Origin of the sequence: Paraclostridium bifermentans, from assembly GCF_019916025.1 — a bacterium.
Lineage (GTDB): Bacteria > Bacillota > Clostridia > Peptostreptococcales > Peptostreptococcaceae > Paraclostridium > Paraclostridium bifermentans.
Genome location: NZ_CP079737.1, coordinates 3,074,746 through 3,094,219 on the forward strand (window position 1 = coordinate 3,074,746; position 19,474 = coordinate 3,094,219).

13 protein-coding genes, 1 pseudogene and 1 riboswitch are annotated in these 19,474 nt (G+C 27.6%); of the genes and pseudogenes, 5 read left to right on the top strand and 9 right to left on the bottom strand.

Features of this window, described 5'->3' with window-relative positions; genetic code table 11:
- Position 1: 1 nt before the first annotated feature.
- From guaB to KXZ80_RS14870, 7 genes and pseudogenes are all read right to left on the bottom strand, one after another.
- Complete coding sequence (guaB, locus tag KXZ80_RS14835) at positions 2-1,465, bottom strand: IMP dehydrogenase (RefSeq protein ID WP_021431607.1); 1,464 nt, start codon at positions 1,463-1,465, stop codon at positions 2-4.
- A gap of 250 nt (positions 1,466-1,715) precedes the next feature.
- A riboswitch (purine riboswitch) is annotated at positions 1,716-1,817 on the bottom strand.
- A gap of 64 nt (positions 1,818-1,881) precedes the next feature.
- Positions 1,882-3,068 (bottom strand): annotated as a pseudogene (gene larC, locus KXZ80_RS17695) (nickel pincer cofactor biosynthesis protein LarC).
- A gap of 3 nt (positions 3,069-3,071) precedes the next feature.
- Positions 3,072-3,815 (bottom strand): nickel pincer cofactor biosynthesis protein LarB, encoded by a 744-nt coding sequence (gene larB, locus KXZ80_RS14850; protein ID WP_021431604.1) that lies wholly within the window; start codon positions 3,813-3,815, stop codon positions 3,072-3,074.
- 342 nt (positions 3,816-4,157) lie between these two features.
- Positions 4,158-5,780: a chaperonin GroEL gene (gene groL, locus KXZ80_RS14855; protein ID WP_021428346.1), complete on the bottom strand. Its 1,623-nt coding sequence runs from the start codon at positions 5,778-5,780 to the stop codon at positions 4,158-4,160.
- Between the two features lie 23 nt (positions 5,781-5,803).
- Positions 5,804-6,088, bottom strand: coding sequence for a co-chaperone GroES (locus KXZ80_RS14860; protein ID WP_021428256.1), 285 nt, complete (start codon positions 6,086-6,088; stop codon positions 5,804-5,806).
- Between the two features lie 171 nt (positions 6,089-6,259).
- A complete protein-coding gene (cls, locus tag KXZ80_RS14865; protein WP_021431603.1) occupies positions 6,260-7,750 on the bottom strand; it encodes a cardiolipin synthase in 1,491 nt (496 codons plus the stop codon).
- 15 nt (positions 7,751-7,765) lie between these two features.
- Positions 7,766-8,641 carry a DNA-3-methyladenine glycosylase family protein gene (locus tag KXZ80_RS14870; RefSeq protein ID WP_021431602.1) on the bottom strand — a complete coding sequence of 292 codons (876 nt, stop codon included), beginning with the start codon at positions 8,639-8,641 and terminating at the stop codon, positions 7,766-7,768.
- Positions 8,642-8,810: 169 nt separating this feature from the next.
- Here KXZ80_RS14870 and KXZ80_RS14875 point away from each other — a divergent pair, with 169 nt between their 5' ends.
- Together KXZ80_RS14875 and KXZ80_RS14880 are read left to right on the top strand one after the other, a co-directional pair.
- On the top strand, positions 8,811-9,473 hold the full coding sequence (locus KXZ80_RS14875) for a deoxynucleoside kinase (RefSeq protein ID WP_021431601.1): 663 nt from the start codon (positions 8,811-8,813) through the stop codon (positions 9,471-9,473).
- On the top strand, positions 9,466-10,119 hold the full coding sequence (locus tag KXZ80_RS14880; protein WP_021431600.1) for a deoxynucleoside kinase: 654 nt from the start codon (positions 9,466-9,468) through the stop codon (positions 10,117-10,119). The genes KXZ80_RS14875 and KXZ80_RS14880 overlap by 8 nt, the downstream gene beginning before the upstream one ends.
- A 167-nt stretch (positions 10,120-10,286) precedes the next feature.
- Here the strand turns inward: KXZ80_RS14880 and KXZ80_RS14885 are convergent, their stop codons facing one another.
- Positions 10,287-12,029 carry an ABC transporter ATP-binding protein gene (locus tag KXZ80_RS14885; protein WP_021431599.1) on the bottom strand — a complete coding sequence of 581 codons (1,743 nt, stop codon included), beginning with the start codon at positions 12,027-12,029 and terminating at the stop codon, positions 10,287-10,289.
- A gap of 980 nt (positions 12,030-13,009) precedes the next feature.
- On the opposite strand from KXZ80_RS14885, the gene KXZ80_RS14890 reads away from it, so the two are divergent.
- The 3 genes from KXZ80_RS14890 to KXZ80_RS14900 all read left to right on the top strand — a co-directional run bounded on the left by KXZ80_RS14890 (position 13,010) and on the right by KXZ80_RS14900 (position 16,530).
- The gene (locus KXZ80_RS14890) at positions 13,010-13,156 is read left to right on the top strand and encodes a hypothetical protein (RefSeq protein ID WP_021431598.1); all 147 of its coding nucleotides are present in this window, start codon (positions 13,010-13,012) and stop codon (positions 13,154-13,156) included.
- Positions 13,157-13,249: 93 nt separating this feature from the next.
- Complete coding sequence (locus KXZ80_RS14895) at positions 13,250-14,563, top strand: radical SAM/SPASM domain-containing protein (protein ID WP_021431597.1); 1,314 nt, start codon at positions 13,250-13,252, stop codon at positions 14,561-14,563.
- A gap of 1,082 nt (positions 14,564-15,645) precedes the next feature.
- Positions 15,646-16,530, top strand: coding sequence for a LysR substrate-binding domain-containing protein (locus tag KXZ80_RS14900; RefSeq protein WP_021431596.1), 885 nt, complete (start codon positions 15,646-15,648; stop codon positions 16,528-16,530).
- Between the two features lie 106 nt (positions 16,531-16,636).
- Here KXZ80_RS14900 and KXZ80_RS14905 read toward each other — a convergent pair whose 3' ends face one another.
- Positions 16,637-19,288, bottom strand: coding sequence for a collagenase (locus KXZ80_RS14905; RefSeq protein ID WP_021431595.1), 2,652 nt, complete (start codon positions 19,286-19,288; stop codon positions 16,637-16,639).
- Between the last annotated feature and the right edge of the window lie 186 nt (positions 19,289-19,474).

Sequence of the window (19,474 nt, forward strand, 5' to 3'; positions counted from 1 at the left end):
CTTATACCTCCCCTTGAGTGCTGTAATTTGGCGCTTCTTTAGTTATAGTTATATCATGCGGATGACTTTCTTTTAATGAAGCAGCTGTTATTTTTATAAACTCAGCATTTTCCATTAAGTCTTTAATTGTAGCGGCACCACAGTATCCCATACCAGCTCTTATTCCACCTATCATTTGGTAAACTATATCTTCAGCTTTACCTTTATATGCAACCATTCCTTCAACACCTTCAGGAACTAATTTTTTAGCATCATTTTGGAAGTATCTATCCTTAGATCCTTTTTCCATAGCTCCGATAGATCCCATTCCTCTATATGTTTTATATGATCTTCCTCTATATAGAACTGTTTCTCCTGGACTTTCTTCTGTTCCTGCAAACATAGATCCCATCATACATATTGATGCTCCAGCAGCTAATGCTTTTACTATATCTCCAGAGAATTTTAATCCTCCATCAGCAATTACTGGTACTCCATACTTATGTCCAACTTCTGCACAGTCCATAACTGCTGTTACTTGTGGAACACCTATACCAGCAACAACTCTTGTTGTACATATAGACCCTGGTCCTATTCCTACTTTTACACAGTCAGCTCCAGCTTTTATTAAATCTTCTGTAGCTTTTGCAGTTGCAACGTTTCCAGCTATAACTTGTAAGTTTGGATATTTTTCTTTTACCTGTTTAAGAGCATTTATAACTCCCATAGAATGTCCATGTGCACTGTCTAGTACAACTACATCAACATTAGCTTTAACTAATGCAGCAACTCTATCCATTAAGTCAGCACTTATTCCAAGAGCAGCTCCACATAATAATCTTCCTTGAGAATCTTTTGCAGAGTTTGGGTATTGTATTTTCTTCTCTATATCTTTTATTGTTATTAATCCTTTTAAGTTTCCTTCTGCATCAACTATAGGTAATTTCTCTATCTTATGTTTCTTTAATATTTGTTGAGCTTCAGTTAAGTTTATTCCTTCTCTTCCTGTAACAAGATTTTCTTTAGTCATAACATCTTCTATTTTTTTAGTAAAGTCAGCTTCAAACTTTATATCTCTGTTTGTTATTATTCCGATTAATTTATTATTATCATCTACTATTGGTACACCCGATATTTTATATCTTGCCATTATATCATCAGCATCTTGTATTGTATGGTCTTTTGTTAAGAAGAATGGGTCTACGATAACACCACTCTCGCTTCTTTTTACTTTATCAACTTCTAAAGCTTGTGCTTCTATAGGCATATTTTTGTGTATTATTCCTATACCACCTTGTCTCGCCATTGAAATAGCCATTTTCGATTCAGTAACTGTATCCATACCTGCACTCATTAGAGGTATATTTAATTTAATGCTCTTTGTTAATTGTGTTTGTGTACAAACATCTTTAGGTAACACTTCTGATCTTTGTGGAACTAAAAGTACATCATCAAATGTTAATCCTTCTTTTAATATCTTTGCCATATCGGTTGCCCCCTTCGTTATTTTATATATATTTTTTTACTATTTATTATTTTTTATATAATCAGTTGTTTTTATACTGTTTCTACCCTAAAACTTTAATTTCCTTAAAAATGGGTACAAAAAAACCTGTATAATAACTTCATTTTATAAGTGAAATTACTATACAGGTTCTCAAAACTCTTTTAACTTGTAGCTAACCTATAGGGAATATTCTCAGCCTATAGATTTACTTTATTAATGATAGAGTTTTGTCTATAATAATTTCACTCATAGTCAGAGTATTTTCGGTACTCCGGTAGAGACTCTCAGACCATATTTCTGAGTATATATGAGTGATTTTTTATTTATGATTTTGTATACAATGTTGTATGAGTTGTTTATTAATTTATCAAATTTTCTTACTTGTGTCAACAATTTTAAAAAAATTTATTTTTTATTGAGCAATTTATGCTATCATATACAAATTTTATGGATATATTAGCATTTTTAGCTATATTTTTACACTCTTCGTACTCTGGAGTAACTTTTATAATTTTATTTTTGTAATACCCAATTTTAACTGTTACTTCTCCATATTCGCAATTTATTTTTTCAAACTTTCTTAATAAAGTTTTTCTTTTATACTCCTTATACCTAATTCCAAATGTACTAGTTTCCATCAATATAATTTCATTAAATTTATCTAAATCATTCTTTTCACACAAAACAGACAGTTTAATCGCCGGTCTATTTTTTTTCATATATATACTTTCAGTGTATATGTCAAGTGCTCCTTCTTCTATGAACTTATCATATAAATATGAAAATATCTCTGACGACATATCATCTATATTACAACTTATTTCATATATTACTTCTTCTTTTTTTTTATACCTACTATAGTTCTTAACATATTTGGTATTTCAAATTTTTTATGACCTATTCCATATCCAATTTGATCAACTTCAAATTCTAATTTATCTACAAACTCGCTACATAATGTTTTTATTATAGCTGCCCCCGTAGGTGTAGTACACTCTCCTTCTACACTATTTAGTTTAACTGGTACTCCTCTTAATATTTCAATAGTTGCAGGTGCTGGCACTGGCATAATACCATGATCACATTTCACAAATCCAGATCCCACTGGAACACAACTAGAGTACACTTTATCTATGTTTAATAAATCTATTAATATAGAACATCCAACAATATCTACAATAGAATCTATTGCTCCAACCTCATGAAAATGAATTTTATCTATTGTCGTACCATGAACTTTAGCTTCTGCTTCTCCTACCGTCATAAATATCTTTTTAGCTCTATCTTTTATGCTATTACTTAAAGAAGATTTATCAATAATGTCAAAAATATCTACTAAATGTCTATGTGCATTAGATTCTTTAGCTATAACGTTAACCTTTGTACCAACTATACCACTTTCATTTTTAGAACCTATTTCTATACTAAACTCATCGTTTAAATTTAATTTATTTAATTCATCTAAAAAAATTTCTTTAGGTACCCCTAAGTTTAATAAACTCGCAATAGTCATATCTCCAGATATACCATTTACTATGTCAAAATACAAAATTCTCTCTTCCATTCGAATACCTTCTTTCATATTTTAGTCTAATTTATTTATTGTAGCTGCTAGATATCCAGCCCCAAATCCATTATCGATGTTAACTACAGATATTCCTGATGCACAACTATTTAGCATCGTTAATAAAGCTGAAAGACCATTAAAATTAGCACCATATCCAACTGATGTAGGCACTGCTATAACAGGAACATCTACTAACCCCCCTACCACACTTGGTAAAGCGCCTTCCATCCCAGCTACAACTATTAATACTCTAGCATCTCTAATTATATTCATTTTATTTAGTAATCTATGTATGCCTGCAACTCCTACATCATAAACTCTTTCAACATCATTACCTAGAAATGTTGCAGTATAATATGCTTCATCTGCAACCGAAATATCAGATGTTCCACCTGTAACAACTACAATTTTTCCCTTTCCTATGTTTTTTATAGGTTTATTTTGAATCTTTAATATTCTAGATAAGTCTTCATATTCACAATGTGGATATAAAGATTTAATTTTTTCATATGTTTCTTTTCTGCATCTAGTTCCTAATATATTTGAACCTTTTTCGCTCATCTTTTTTATAATTCCCAATATATGTTCATCGCTTTTACCTTCACAGTAAATAACTTCCGGATACCCATTTCTTATTTGTCTATGATGATCGATATTTGCATACCCAATATCTTCATAAGGTAAATCTTTAAGCTTCTCCATAGCTATATCTATATCTATATCATTGTTTTTCACTTGCTCTAATAAACCTCTAATATCCATAAGTACCCCCCACTATTCTAAGTTGTTAATATTAATTTTAACACACTAAGCATACCTTTTCCAGCTGATAAAACACGTAAAAAAGGGATTATATCACTTAGATATAATCCCTTCCTATTTCTCTTCATCTCAAGTAAAGTATTGAACTTACCTAAAGGCGAAGTGTTGATGATAGCAACTATCCTTAATTTCTATCACACCTCAATAAAGTATTGAACTTACCTAAAGGCGAAGTGTTGATTATATTTGCTGAATAAACGTTAAAGACCGAGCTCTTCAGGTCTTTAGTGCATGAAGCAATATCATCAACACGAAGCCAATTACCGTTCAAACTTTACTAACCTACATCATTGGAGGCATTCCTCCACCCATTCCTGGTACTGGATCACTTTCAGGAAGATCTGCAACAGCTGCTTCTGTAGTTAAGAATACACCTGCTATAGATGCTGCATTTTGTAACGCAGTTCTAGTAACCTTAGTTGGGTCAACTATACCAACTTCAACCATGTTCACATATTTTTCATTTAATGCATCAAATCCTATTTCTGGATCTTCATTTACAACTTTTTGTATTATAACAGCTCCTTCAAGACCAGCATTAATTGCTATTTGTCTTAATGGCTCCTCTAAAGCTCTTCTTATTATCTTAGCGCCTACTTGAAGTTCCCCTTCAAGTTCTTCTATTAACTTATCTACAACTGGTATTACACTAACTAATGCAGTACCACCACCTGCAACTATACCTTCTTCAACAGCTGCTCTTGTAGCATTTAATGCATCTTCTATTCTCAATTTTCTTTCTTTAAGCTCAACTTCTGTAGCTGCTCCAACTTTTATTACAGCAACACCACCTGCAAGTTTAGCTAATCTTTCCATTAATTTTTCTTTATCAAAATCAGAAGTAGTTTGATCTACTTGATGTTTGATTTGACTTACTCTGTCTTCTATAGCTTTTTTATCTCCAGATCCATCTACTATTGTAGTGTTATCTTTAGTTATTTTTACAGATCCAGCTCTACCTAACATAGATATATCAGCATCTTTTAAGTCATATCCTAATTCTTCAGATATAACAGTTCCTCCAGTAAGTATAGCTATATCTTCTAACATAGCTTTTCTTCTATCTCCAAATCCAGGAGCCTTAACTGCAACAACATCAAATACACCTTTTAATTTGTTTATTACTAATGTAGATAAAGCTTCCCCTTCTACATCTTCAGCTATTATTAATAACTTTTTACCTTGTTGTACTATTTGCTCAAGTACAGGTAATATATCTTGTATATTATTTATTTTTCTATCTGTTATTAATATATATGGATCATTTAAAACAGCTTCCATTTTATCAACATCTGTTACCATGTATGCTGAAACAAATCCTCTATCAAATTGCATACCTTCAACTGCATCTAACTCTGTATGCATAGTTTTAGACTCTTCAACTGTTATAACTCCATCTTTACCTACTATCTCCATAGCTTCAGCTATTAAATTACCTACTTCTTCATCTCCTGCAGATATAGACGCAACTTGAGATATAGATTCTTTAGTCTCTATAGTTCTTGATTGTTTTTTTAGTTCTTCAACAGCTACTTCTACAGCTTTTTGAATTCCTTTTCTTAAAAGTACTGGGTTAGATCCAGCAGTTACATTTTTTAACCCTTCTCTTATTATAGCTTGAGCTAAAACTGTAGCAGTTGTAGTTCCATCTCCAGCTACATCATTAGTTTTAGTTGCAACTTCTTTAACTAATTGAGCTCCCATATTTTCAAATCTATCTTCTAATTCTATTTCTTTTGCTATAGTAACTCCATCATTTGTTATAAGTGGAGCCCCAAATTTTTTATCTAATATAACATTTCTTCCTTTTGGCCCTAATGTTACCTTAACTGTATCTGCTAATTTGTTTACACCAGCTTCTAAAGCTGTTCTTGAATCTTGTGCGAATTTTATTTCTTTAGCCATATCTCATAATCCTCCCTTTATACTTATTCAACTACCGCTAATATTTCACTTTGTTTTAATATAGTATATTCTTGTCCTTCTAACTTAATTTCTGTTCCTGCATATTTAGAATATATAACTTTATCTCCAATATTTAATTCCATTTTAATTTCTTTACCATCTACTATTCCACCAGGTCCAACTTCTACAACCTCCGCTATCTGAGGTTGTTCTTTAGCTGTTCCAGGTAAAACTATACCACTTGCAGTTTTTTCTTCTGCTTCTACTTTCTTTATTACTACTCTGTCAGCTAATGGTCTTATTTTCATAATTATCCCTCCTAATGAAATCTATGTATTTTATCACTCTATTACTTAGAGTGCTAACAACTTTATAATATATTATATTTGCTTATTTTTCAATACCCTTAATTAATTTTATTCAATTTTTATGCGAGGAAATTTTACTGTTATCGACAAACCTCCTCGCATATTATAAACTTATAAAATTGGTGAAAATAATCTCGCTACTGATTCAACCCATTTTTTTATTAAAGGTCTTTTTTCAAAATCTTTAAGGTGTATTTCTTTGCTATTTTTTAAATCCTCATAGAAGTCTTCAGTTATTTTTTTTACTATTTGTTCATCATACATAAATGCATTAATTTCAAAGTTTAGCATAAAACTTCTTAAGTCCATATTTGCAGAACCTGTTGATGCAATCTTATCATCTATAATTACTACTTTAGCGTGTATAAATCCTTTTTTATATAAGTAAACTTTTCCCCCAGACCTTAAAATATCATCAAAATATGAATATGATGCTTGATGTACTATTTTATGATCAGCTATACCAGGGAATATAATTCTTACATCAACGCCTCTTAATGCTGCACTCTTTAATGCTCTTAATAAACTTTCATCTGGTATAAAGTATGGAGTCTCTATATAAACTCTTTCTTTAGCATTACAAATAGCTGAAAAATATGCATAGTGGATAGCCTCCCAATCACTATCAGGACCTGTTGCTACCACCTGTATCATGCTATTTCCTTTATAATCTAATTTAGGGAAATATTTTTCATCAAAGACTGATTTTTGAGTTGTATAATACCAGTCTATTAAAAATACCATTTGTAGCATATAAACAGAACTTCCTTCAATTCTTATATGAGTATCACGCCAATATCCAAACTTTTTGTTTTTACCCATATACTCATCGCCTATATTTATACCGCCTGTATATCCTATGCATCCATCGATTATGACAATCTTTCTATGATTTCTATAGTTAATTTTACCTCCCATTAGAGGAAACTTTGCAGGTAAAAAAGGAACTATTTCTATGCCCTCTCTTTTCATCTCTTTAAAGAATTTTCTATGAAACCAAAACCTCCAACATCCTACATCATCATATACAATTTTTATACTCAGACCTTCTCGAGCTTTTTTTATCAACAAATCCTTAATCTTTCTTCCAATTTCACTATCTTTTATTATGAAGTACTCTAAATGGATATGTTCTTTAGCTTCTTCTATATCTTTTATTAGTCTTTCAAATTTTTCATTCCCATCAATAAATATTTCTACTTTATTATTAGCTGTAAATGGGAACTTTCCTGTATTTAAAAGTAAACTTATAACTTTCTTTTTTAATCCTTCAGAATCATCTAATTTTGATAACTCTTTATTTTTTATAGCTTCTTGTTCAAGATCTACTAACTCTTCTATTGACCTCAAATTTTGAAATAAATTATTTTCTTTTATATCTGTGGCTAGTTTCTGAGTTTTAAATATTTTTCTCTTTCTTATATTTCGGCCTAGCACCCCATATATAACTAGCCCAATCCCAGGAAGTACCATAAATATTAGTAACCATGCCATAGTCTTAGCTGGATCTCGATTTTCGAGTATTATATTTATAGCAACCACAATACTAGCTAGATAAGATATTCCTACATAACTTAAAACTAGTATGTCTAAAGCACTCATATATCCTCCTTATTTTTATCTTCCTATTCCCAATTCTCTAGCATAATAGAATAGATATTGTTGTGCAAATCCTGATAAATCTTCAAATTTATCTATCGCATACTTTCTTATTTTAGGTAAACTCATATCATCTTCTACATAAAATTCTTGCATAACTCTTTTTACCCATACATCAACAGGGAATGTATCATACTTTTGCATACCGAATAAGGCTATACAATCGCAAACTTTTGGACCTACTCCATTAAATTCCATAAGTTTTTTTCTACAGTCTTCTGTTCCTAATTTTTCATAGTTGTATACATCTTCATTTTCACTTATAACCCTTTCTGTAGTTGCCTTTATATATTTATCTCTAAACCCTGTAGAACAAGCTCTTACATCAGCTATACTCGCTTTACTTAATTGCTCTGGTGTTGGAAAATCGTAATAGTCTACTCCATTGAACTTTCCAATATAAGTGCCATACTCCCTTGATAAATTAGATATAGCTTTTTGGATCATAGGAATTCTATTATTAGATGATATTATAAATGAAATTAACATCTCCCATGGATCTTGACGTAGAATTCTTATTCCCCATCCAAATTCTGTTGCCTTTTCTAAATACTCATCCATACTTTTTAGTTCATTTTTTATTTTTGCATAATCTGTTTCTAAATCAAAGTAAGATTTCCATATTTTATTGAAATCTTCTAAATTAGTATTCTTTAAATAAATTGTATTTCCTTCTCTAGATACATTTATTACTCTGCCTTTAGCTACCCCTGTATATGAACCATCATCTTCTGCTTTCCACCTAAAACATTGTCCACATTCAAATATATGCTTAGGATCAAAATCTAATGCACCTTCTATAACCACTGAATTTTCTTTTTCATAAACTTTCATAAATTTCGCTCCTTTTTATATAAACTTATAGTTTTAATTCTACCCATATTTCGTTAAATTTAAATTAACTATTTATTTTTAATACAAATTTAATTTAAAAAGTCTAGAGTAGAATTAGTGATTCTTTTTTGCTAAAATACATAAGACATTATTTTTAGAGGGTGATTATATGAATAGTAGAGGTATATTTATAGCTATAGAAGGTCCTATAGGAGTTGGTAAAACAACATTAGCTAATATTTTAAACAATCATTTTAACTGTACTTTACTAAGGGAAATAGTAGAAGAAAATCCATTTTTATCAAAATTTTATACAGATATTAAGGAATACGCATTACAAACGGAATCATTTTTTTTATTTAATAGAATCAAACAATTAGAAGATGCTGAGAAAAATTTATTGAGTCAAGGCACAAGTATTGTTAGTGATTATCACATTATTAAAAATCTTATATTCGCAGGAATAACTCTTGATAATATGCAGTTTTATAAATATAAACAAATGTATAATATTTTTATTAATGACCTGCCTCAACCAGATATAATAATCTATCTTAACTCAAATACAGATGTATTAATGAATAGAATAGCCATGAGAGATAGAAGCTTTGAAAGACAAATGGATAGAAACTATATACAAGAATTAAGTACAGAGTATAAATATTACTTTAATCCATTATCTATAAAACATAATTTTGTAGGTAAGGAACCTCTTATATTAGAAATAGATAACTCTAATTTAGATTTTCTAAATAATGACAATGATAGAAAATTTATAATAAAAAAAGTAGAAGATGCTATTAACAGCTTAGGAGGACATGAAAATGTTTAAATTGGTAAATAAGTGTAATAAACCGTTAAATAGGGATTTATTTATAACTGTTGCAGGAAATGTTGGTGCGGGTAAATCTACACTTACTAAATTAGTTGGTGAAAAATTAGGTTTTGAAACTCATTTTGAAAAAGTTAATGGAAATCCATACCTAGAAGATTTTTATAAAGATCAAAATACTTGGGGATTCCACTTACAATTATATTTTTTAGCTCAAAGATTCAAACAACAAAAAGAAATAGACAGTAACGGACTTAATAATATTCAAGATAGAAGTATATATGAAGATGTTGAAATATTTGCTAGAAACTTATATGATAACGGGAAGATGAGTAAAAGAGATTATATAACTTATAGAGATTTATTTAATGATATGGTTCCTCACTTAAGAAGACCCGATTTAATGATATATCTAGATGGATCTATAGATACTATCGTAAATAGAATCAATATGAGAGGTAGAGAGATGGAGAAGTCTGTTGATTTAGATTACTGGACTAATCTTCACAACAGATATAAAAAATGGATTGCTGAGTACGACCAGTCTCCTGTTCTTTATGTAAATATAAATGAAATTGACTTAAAAAATAACCCAGAACACTTAGATGCTTTATGTAATGAAATAAAAAGCTTATTAAATATATAGTTCTTTAATCAATATCAATAGATATATCTAGATAAACATATAAGTTTTACTTTTAAAATAAAACGCTTTAAATATACTAAAACTTATATGTTTGTCTCTTTATGATGATTTCTTATTTAATGTGTTTTCAAATTTATATATAAGATATTATACCTATCCATGCTAAATTAAGTAAAAACCTCTTTTCTATTTTTTTCATTCAATAAATTATAATAAACACTTTTATTTGAAACAAGTTCTTCATGAGAACCTGATTCTACTACAATTCCTTTATCTATGACATATATCTTATCTGCATTCTTTACTGTAGATAATCTATGTGCAATTACTAAAACTGTCTTGTCTGTTAAATATTTATTTATATTTTCTAGTATAATACTTTGTGATATGTTGTCTAAAGCTGATGTTGCTTCATCAAACACTATGATTTTAGAATCTGTTAATAATGCTCTAGCTATAGCTATTCTTTGCTTTTGTCCTCCAGATAGTTTTACACCTTTTTCTCCAACCGTAGTTTCAAACCCATTTGGTAACTCATTAATAAAATCATATATACCAACGCATTTACATATATTATATATCTGCTTTTCATCCATATGTTTTTTATCAAATACTAAATTATTGATTATTGTATCATCAAATAATAATGAATCTTGAGTTATTATGGATATATTTTTTCTAATATCCTTAAGGTTATAATCTTTTATTGATACTCCATCTATATTTATATTTCCATTTTCCACATCCCACAATCTAAAAAGCAACTTAGATATTGTTGATTTCCCACAACCACTTGATCCAACTAATGCTGTGACCTTTCCATTCTTTAATTCCAAATTTATATTGTTTAAAATAGAGGATGTGTCTTCATATGAAAAATTAACTTGGTTAAAATCTATATCACCAAGAAATTCTTTTGTACATCTAATTCCACAATTATTATTTGGGATTTTTATAGGTTCATCTAAAACCGTGAATATACGATTTACAGATGTTTTTGATTGTTGTATTTGTATGTTTGATCTTATAATATTCATACATGGACTAATAAGCATTTCTGTATATTGTTGAAATGCAATTAGATCTCCAAATGTCATAGCCCCATTTATTATCTTATATCCTCCATAACCATAAATAGCTACTGTTATAAAAGCGCTTAATATCCTTCCACCTGCCATACTTACAGAAAACACCATATCTAATTGAACGTTAGCTCTAAATATGCTACGTTCCTTTTTTAAGTACTTTTTAAAAAATTTTAAATTAGCTTTAGATATTACAATATTCATTAAGTTTGAAATATACTCTTGATTTATATTAGCAATTTCTCCTGATTTTTCTATTATTTCATCATTTTTTGATTCAATCAATTTAGTAAATTTATATTGGCTCAGTAAAATAGTTATCTGTATACATATAACTATAATTAATAAATCAGCTTGCATTTTTATTAAAAATGCTAAAGCTATCACAGCCATAAAAAAATCTACTATTAAAGAAAATAATAATTCTGCTCCTAGACTTTCTACTATATGCATATCACTTTCAAGTATATTTAATATATTTCCACTCTTTATATTCGTATAATAATCTCCAGACAATTTAGCTAAATGCCTTACTAACTTTATTTTAAAAGTCAAAGATACTCTGTTTTTCATTTTCGAATATATATAATCTAAAACTAAAGATAATATATTTGATATTAATGTTATTCCTATATACATAGTTGTTAGCTTTAATAGTAAATTTATATTATTATTTTTTATAGCATTATCTAATATCATCTTAGTTATCTGTGGCATAAATAAACTCAAACCCGATGTAATCAACATAAGTGAAAAAGCTATTGTGGCGTTAACTTTATTTTTTTTAAATACTATTTTCAAAAAACGAATTAAATTATTTTTCATCTTTATTAGTCATCCTTAAAAATTAAATTATATACAAATATAACGTAAAAGTTATATTGATACTATTACTTACTATATTAAAAAAGTTTGAAATTAAATTTACTAATCCATTAAGTTAAAAAAATAACCTCTACTTCTAAGTTCATACTCTAAAAATCTGTTTGAATTTTTATAATCTATATATCATGTTGTTATATATTCTTATTTTTAATTTTTTTATTAATATATTTAGTTTTTTATAAACAAACCTTATTTCATCATAAATTAATGTATTATATAAATCAATATTTTCTTTTATACTTTTATTAAATAAATATACTCTTTTACTATAATTTAAATCTACTTGTTAAATGAACAAATCATTAATAAATTTTCATCTACATTATACTTCTAGAATTTTAATAATATGTTAAATATATAGATTTTTATAATTACTTAACAATATATAATTACTTTTCTTTGCTTTCTTAAAATTATAAGTAATTTTTTAAGATTATCTTTTATTCTTAAATTCCAAAATATAAATACCGTTTATTAAATTTATATTTTAGTTGACTATAATTTTAATAAATGGTAAATTTTAACAGTAAGTAAATTGTTATAATCTTATTTAGCATTAAAATATATTAACTATATATAAAATTTTTTTAATATGTATTATTAATTTGACATAGCTATATAGAATATACATTCTATCTCTATATGTATTTCTATAGCTTTTGTGACATTTATAATTTTCTTGGATGAAATTATAGGCTATGTTGCGAATATAATATTTATTCAATCCTTCAAAGAGGACTACATATCCTCTATCCATTAAAATTCTACTATGTTTTTCAAAGATTAATTTTACATTAGGGGTAAGATTAATAAGAAAGATATTAAATTTCAGTAAGTTTTTATTAAAATTAAAAAAGTTATCAATATTTATTAGTTGTTCATCAAATATTGCAACTTAACTATACAGGGAGGTATTTATTATGAGTGATATGATTTTCCACATAAACCCAAATGGAAGCAGTAAAAAAGGAGCTATTAGTGATAAAGTTAAAGCCAAAACTAAAAATTGTAAAAGACCTGGTGGTTTCTTATGGGGAGCAAGAGGATTAAGCTGTTCTTGTAAGTAAATTTTCAAGATTGTTAAATAATTTACTTACAAGAATCCAAAATGGGTTGAGTTTTACTCAACCCATTAATAATAGATATAAGGAGTTTATAAAATGAACCTGACTGGAGATTATATATTTGATATTGAAAATTATTTTATAAAACAAGTTGATGACTATTATGTTGTATTATTTAAAAATACTTACAAATATCTCGTATTAACAGAAAATATGATTAAATGGTTTTATGAATTGAGTAATAAAAAAACAATTGGCCAAGTATTTATAGATTTTAATTTGGACGGTAAAAATGAAGAATACCTAGAATTTCTTTCTGATTTGTATTGGGCTCAAACTAAAAAAGAAAACGATGAAGTAACTCCTGAGTTGGCAATTAAATATGATATGACATTTAAATGTAATACTAACTGTGCTCATTGCTTTGTCCCAGAGTTTGCCATTATGGATGAATTATGTTTAGATGACTGGAAATTTATAAGTGACAAAATATTAAATAATTTAGATTATAAACCTGTTTTAGCTATATCTGGAGGAGAAGCTTTATTGTTTAATACTAAATTAAAGAAACTAATAGATTATATAAGACCAAGAATTGAAGAAATAACACTCTTAACAAATGGTTTTATACTTAGTGACTGGATAGATAGAAATGATAACGAAAATTTAGACTATTATATTAAAAATATAGATTTTTTCCAAATAAGTTTAGATGGATTCGATGAAGTAACTTATGATAATGTAAGAGGTAAGGGTAATTTTAAAAAAGCAGTCAATACTATTAAATATTTAAATAGTATTGATAAACCTATGTCCTTACATGCTACTATTTCAAAAAATAATATGAAAGCTATAGAGAACCACTTCGTTGAGTTTGTTACAAAACATAATTTATATAGAAATGATATTAATCATTTTAGCTTTTCAGTAGTAAGAGCATTGGGAAATGGGAAAAACATGGATGAGAATGGGGAAATATGTACAACATTAGAGTATGAAATGTTTTTATCTAGGTTGCAACAAAAAATTAATGAATATTATCCTAAAAAATTTCTTGAAAATGATGATATAATATCAAATACAATTTGCTCAGCTGGAACTCAAGTAACTGTTTCTCCAAATGGAATGTGTTACTTATGTGGTTTAGTTTCAGATGATCCTTTAAGTAATCTATTAGAAGACGATTTTAATGAAATAAAACATAAGTTATTTAAATTGCATAAAGATTTGGATCAAAAGAATATTAAAGAATGCAGTGAATGCGAACTCAAAGGTTTCTGCTTTGGAAGATGTAGGGTAAATAATAGAGAGGAAACTGGAAGTTATATAAAAGTTAATTGCAATGAGGATGTAAAAGAAGAGTTTTATAGATCTATAGTTAGAGAAAAAATATTAGGACTTCCATATTAGAATTTATTTTGAACAAGATTTTTATATAATCAATTTGTTTTTAAAATTCTCAAAAAACTATTAACCACAAAGTTAATAGCTTTTTTGTATTTTATATAGAACTTACTATGTATATAATTCTAAAATGTTTCTATGTTTAGAGTATCAAATAAAATATTTTTCTGTTTCTCTTAAGTAAGCTAGATATGCTTCCAATAATGATAAATTAGATTTTTTAAAACTTGAATTCATACCACATTTGCTAATTTAAATTTTATTGTATCGTAATTTTACTCTTAGCTAAATTATATTTTTATTGTTTATTTATATTATTTAAATTGTTTTAACTCTAATGTATTTTCTAACTTATAGTTTACAGCATTAAACAATAGTGCTATAAACTTATTTATAAAGTAAAAAACAATATAAGTTTTTATAAAAACCTATACATAACTTACTAAATTAAAATAAACTCCCACCTATATTCCATATAGAATCTACATATATATTATTTTATACATTTCTAATCCCTTATAAATAATACACACGTTTTATATTTAAAACTAAAACAAATTGATTTCCATTTTAAAATTATCTACTACAATTTACTGTACCAAAACTCCCTAGGACATATATAATTTTAATAGTAAGAAACTTATAATCACTTAACTTCTTGTGTTTTAAAACCATCTAGTATATTCCCAATATTAATCCTATCTATATTTTAAGATTAATACAAAGCTAAAAAACTGCAAATAAAATTGTATATATGCATATGTAAATAGCTAGATATATATTAATATTAGTGTACAAATATCAAAGAAGATATCTACTGTATAAAAATAAATTTAATTAATTTCCCAATGTTATAAATTCTAGATATATTCTGCATAAATCAAAAATATAATTTTCTAATTTGCGTAGTAAATTTACCATTTAACTTTCTCTTGTAATTTATATATTCAGTATACATTACTTTTTATTATAATTTTTTTATTTTTTTACTTAAAACAGTATATGAAACTTGTGATTATTGGTAAAATAGATATATATTTCATGAACCATTACTTTTTTTGATGATTTAATCCAAGGAGGAATTTTTAATGATAGAAGAGTTTAAAACATTTATAGCAGTTGTTGAACATCAAAATTTTACCAAAGCAGGTGAAAGTATAAATTTGTCTCAACCAACAGTAAGTACTCATATAAAAAATTTAGAAAATTATTTTAATACAACTCTCATAAACAGATCTATTAAGCAGAAAAACATATCTATAACTGATAATGGATACTTATTATATAAAAGAGCTAGAGAAATAATAACATCTATAGAATCTGTAAAAGATGAACTAAACAGTATTTCTAGTTCAATAAAAGGTCATATAAAGATAGGTGCTAGTTTAACTATTGCCGAATACTTTTTACCTAACTTCCTAGCTGTATTTTCTGAAAAATATCCAGATATAGAAGTAGAAATGCTTGTTGAAAATACACATAAAATTTGTGAAAAAGTAAAAAGTTCAAACCTAGATATTGGGTTGGTTGAAGGAAGCCTTACTTCATTTGATTTCAATCAAAAATTCTTCTTTGAAGATAGTATGATTTTAACATTTTCTCCAGATTTAGAAGTTGACCCATTAAACTTTAATATAGATTCAATAAAAAATAAAAAATGGATAGTAAGAGAAGAAGGTTCTGGAACAAGAGAATATTTAAACATATTCTTAAGTAATAATAAAATAACACCTAGACAGATAATGGTATTGGGAAGTAATCATGCTGTAAAAGAAGCTGTAAAAAGCAATCTTGGAGTTTCAATTATATCTAAATTGGTAACAGACTCAGAAGGAGATTCTTTAGCAACTGTTAGTTTAAATGATACTTACAATAGATACTTCTCTTTTATAACACCAAAAGATATAAAACCATCAAGTACAACAACTTTATTTATAGATGAATTAAATAAATTTTCAAATTTTGAAAAATAGAAAAAAATCAAAGACCTCGCAAATGTATTATAACTAACACACTTCCGAGGTCTATTATTTAATTAATATATACTATCACTTTTAATCTATTTTCAAGTTTCATAACTTATTTGATATTGATTGTATAGTTACTATCTAGAGAATCATAACTATATACATATAAATAATATAACCCAGGCTCTGCATCATAACTATTCTTTAATATATTATTTTCAGCACTCGGATAAGTTACATAATTATTTAGATCATCAGATTTATATAAAAGCCAGTTAAGCCCGTGATTGTCTATATTGTCTAAAACTATATCTATAGTTTTAGGATCCTTAATTTCAAAAGAAAATACATCATTTGTATCATCTTTGTTTAAAGAACCTTTAACTAAACTTCCTAAAGATATTGCATTAGCAGTTTCAAAGTTATCATTAGGCTCAGATTCTTTAATGTCACCTTCTACAACTTCACCTTTTGGTAAAATACCAGTAAATACGACTTCAAATTCATATTTGTTGTTGCTATTAACCTTATAATCAACAAAGTAATTAGTAACCGTCTTATATCCTGACCAAGGAAGTTTTTCTAAGGAATTTAAAAACTCATTAGATTTAGTATTCATATCTTCCCAATCCTTAGCTTCTCCTTTTGAAGTGTCTCCTGTATATACTCCTGTTAAAGTAAATGTATCAAAAAATTCGCCTTTTTCTCTAGCTATATTTACATTTTTTAATGGAACTATATTTTTAATATCAGAAGAAATTTTATTTAAATCAATAGCTTCATGCGTAGCCAAATAGTCATCAGAAACAAGTGGAACTGTCAAAGAGTCATACTTATCAACTAAGTTTTGCATATGAGTTTGATAACCTTGATCTACTGTAGCACTTTTACTTAGAGTTTCTATATAAGAATCATATCCAGAGACATTGTTAGATATAATGTTATCAACTAAATTATTAAATATATCTAATCTATTATTGTACATATAATCGCAAAATGCAAACCCATAATAATAAAAGTCCCAAGACCCATACTTAGAATGAAGTAGTTTATCTGTTGAAAATCTTTCCGCCGGATCAGTTGATAAACCAGACACTTGAGATTTTCTAGGAAGTACATCATTATCTCTAGTAGAACCTGCAAAAAATTCTGCACTACCTTCTTCAAACCAAGTCAATCTCCAATCCTTACCTTGATAAAAATCACCAGTTCCCCACATACCAGGAACCATGTAACGCCCTTGTAAATAGTGACAGTACTCATGTCTAAATAACTCTTCTAAACTGAATATACTTTCCTCAGGAGTTCTTTCATAGGTAAAAAATGTACCATCACCTTCTATATACATACCACCATTATCAGTACTATATCCATATAGAGGTTGGTTAAGTTTATATTCCTTAGGGCTATTATATAAAACCATAGTTAAAACATCGTCTGGATTTCCTTTTTCTAGTTCATTATCATTTCCTACAACTCTATGGAATTGAGCTTTTACTTCTTTAGATGCCCAATATAATCTTTGAACTTTTTCTTTAGTAACCTTATCACCAGTACGAATTACCATAGATGCATCTTCAAAAGTATACACATTAGGTAAATAGTGTGATTTTCCCTCTTCTCTTATTTTATTAATATCTAGAACAGTTCCATCAACTAACTTCCCATTGAAGTAATATGAAATAAAATCGACTGCATCAAAATATTGAATAGATAAATATGGATAAATTTCTAAACAGCTATCAAGTTTCTTTTGAATATTTATTGAATTTGAATGGAAATTTGATAATTTAGCGCAATAATACATCCCTGCATTAATTAACCAATCATTATCATCAGTTACATTTGTTAATATAGCAAAGTTTGTAACAGCATCTATATATCCATCAACTTTAGAAAACCAAGGTGATTTATCTGCAGTTGTATTAGAATTGTACAAATAAGAATTTAAATCATATTCTATACCCTTAGTGATTTGGAATACAGCATTTGTTTTTGAGTAATCTTTTAAATTAGTATCTAAACTGCTATTAAACTTATTTAAAATAGGCACGCAATTATTTACAACCTCAACATTGCAAGCACTATTTCCAATTAACATACCAAGCGACTGAATAACATTATTTTGACCAGACTCCCCAATCTTGAAATTAGGATTTTTCTGAATTGAAATCATGGCAGGTATACATTTTTCTCTATAAGATCTATCGTATAAATGACTAAGTGAATCGTTATAATAAGCTAAGTAAAAACCAGATCTTAAAACTTCCACCAAAGTAGGTATTCCTTTATCATCAGTAGCAGTATAAGTTGATCCTCTATCTTCTAACGTCTTAATAATTGCATTAACACGAGCTTCATCATTATAAAATTTGTAAGCATCTTCATTATAAACAAAAATATCTTTTATTTGAAACCAATCTATCGTAACTAGTAAATCTGTTAACTCCTTATAACTTAATTTATTAAGATCATTATAGGTATAAGTAGCAGATTCACTTAGCTTTACAGACTTAGCTGACTTAAGTGCCGTGTCTGTATCTTGCTTTCCTAAAGGCTCAATATTCAAATCTTTCTTGAACTGATTTTCCTTAGTATCATGCTTAATCTTCTGACTTATATGGAAAGGCATAGTATTTATATCACCTGGAGTATTACTAGAACTAGGTGGTTGAGTATTTGCGAATGAAATGAATGTTAAATTAGTTAAAACCAAAGCTAAAGCTAAAGTAAAAATCAAAAACTTAGAATGTCTCTTCTTCATAGTGCCTCCTTATGATTTTTTAAAATGTAATCTTATATATAAGATATACTTGTATCTATATGCACAAATAAGGATAAGCGTTCCAAACAAAAAGAAGGTAATAAATGACTCATCATTTATTACCTTCTTTTCCAATCACTCAGCATAAAATATGATTTTAATTCAGTGGTAGTTATTATTTGTTGA

Coding starts and splice junctions, on each gene's coding strand:
- guaB (WP_021431607.1), bottom strand. CDS start 1,465: ATGGCAAAGATATTAAAAGAAGGATTAACATTTGATGATGTACTTTTA.
- larB (WP_021431604.1), bottom strand. CDS start 3,815: ATGGATATTAGAGGTTTATTAGAGCAAGTGAAAAACAATGATATAGAT.
- groL (WP_021428346.1), bottom strand. CDS start 5,780: ATGGCTAAAGAAATAAAATTCGCACAAGATTCAAGAACAGCTTTAGAA.
- KXZ80_RS14860 (WP_021428256.1), bottom strand. CDS start 6,088: ATGAAAATAAGACCATTAGCTGACAGAGTAGTAATAAAGAAAGTAGAA.
- cls (WP_021431603.1), bottom strand. CDS start 7,750: ATGAGTGCTTTAGACATACTAGTTTTAAGTTATGTAGGAATATCTTAT.
- KXZ80_RS14870 (WP_021431602.1), bottom strand. CDS start 8,641: ATGAAAGTTTATGAAAAAGAAAATTCAGTGGTTATAGAAGGTGCATTA.
- KXZ80_RS14875 (WP_021431601.1), top strand. CDS start 8,811: ATGAATAGTAGAGGTATATTTATAGCTATAGAAGGTCCTATAGGAGTT.
- KXZ80_RS14880 (WP_021431600.1), top strand. CDS start 9,466: ATGTTTAAATTGGTAAATAAGTGTAATAAACCGTTAAATAGGGATTTA.
- KXZ80_RS14885 (WP_021431599.1), bottom strand. CDS start 12,029: ATGAAAAATAATTTAATTCGTTTTTTGAAAATAGTATTTAAAAAAAAT.
- KXZ80_RS14890 (WP_021431598.1), top strand. CDS start 13,010: ATGAGTGATATGATTTTCCACATAAACCCAAATGGAAGCAGTAAAAAA.
- KXZ80_RS14895 (WP_021431597.1), top strand. CDS start 13,250: ATGAACCTGACTGGAGATTATATATTTGATATTGAAAATTATTTTATA.
- KXZ80_RS14900 (WP_021431596.1), top strand. CDS start 15,646: ATGATAGAAGAGTTTAAAACATTTATAGCAGTTGTTGAACATCAAAAT.
- KXZ80_RS14905 (WP_021431595.1), bottom strand. CDS start 19,288: ATGAAGAAGAGACATTCTAAGTTTTTGATTTTTACTTTAGCTTTAGCT.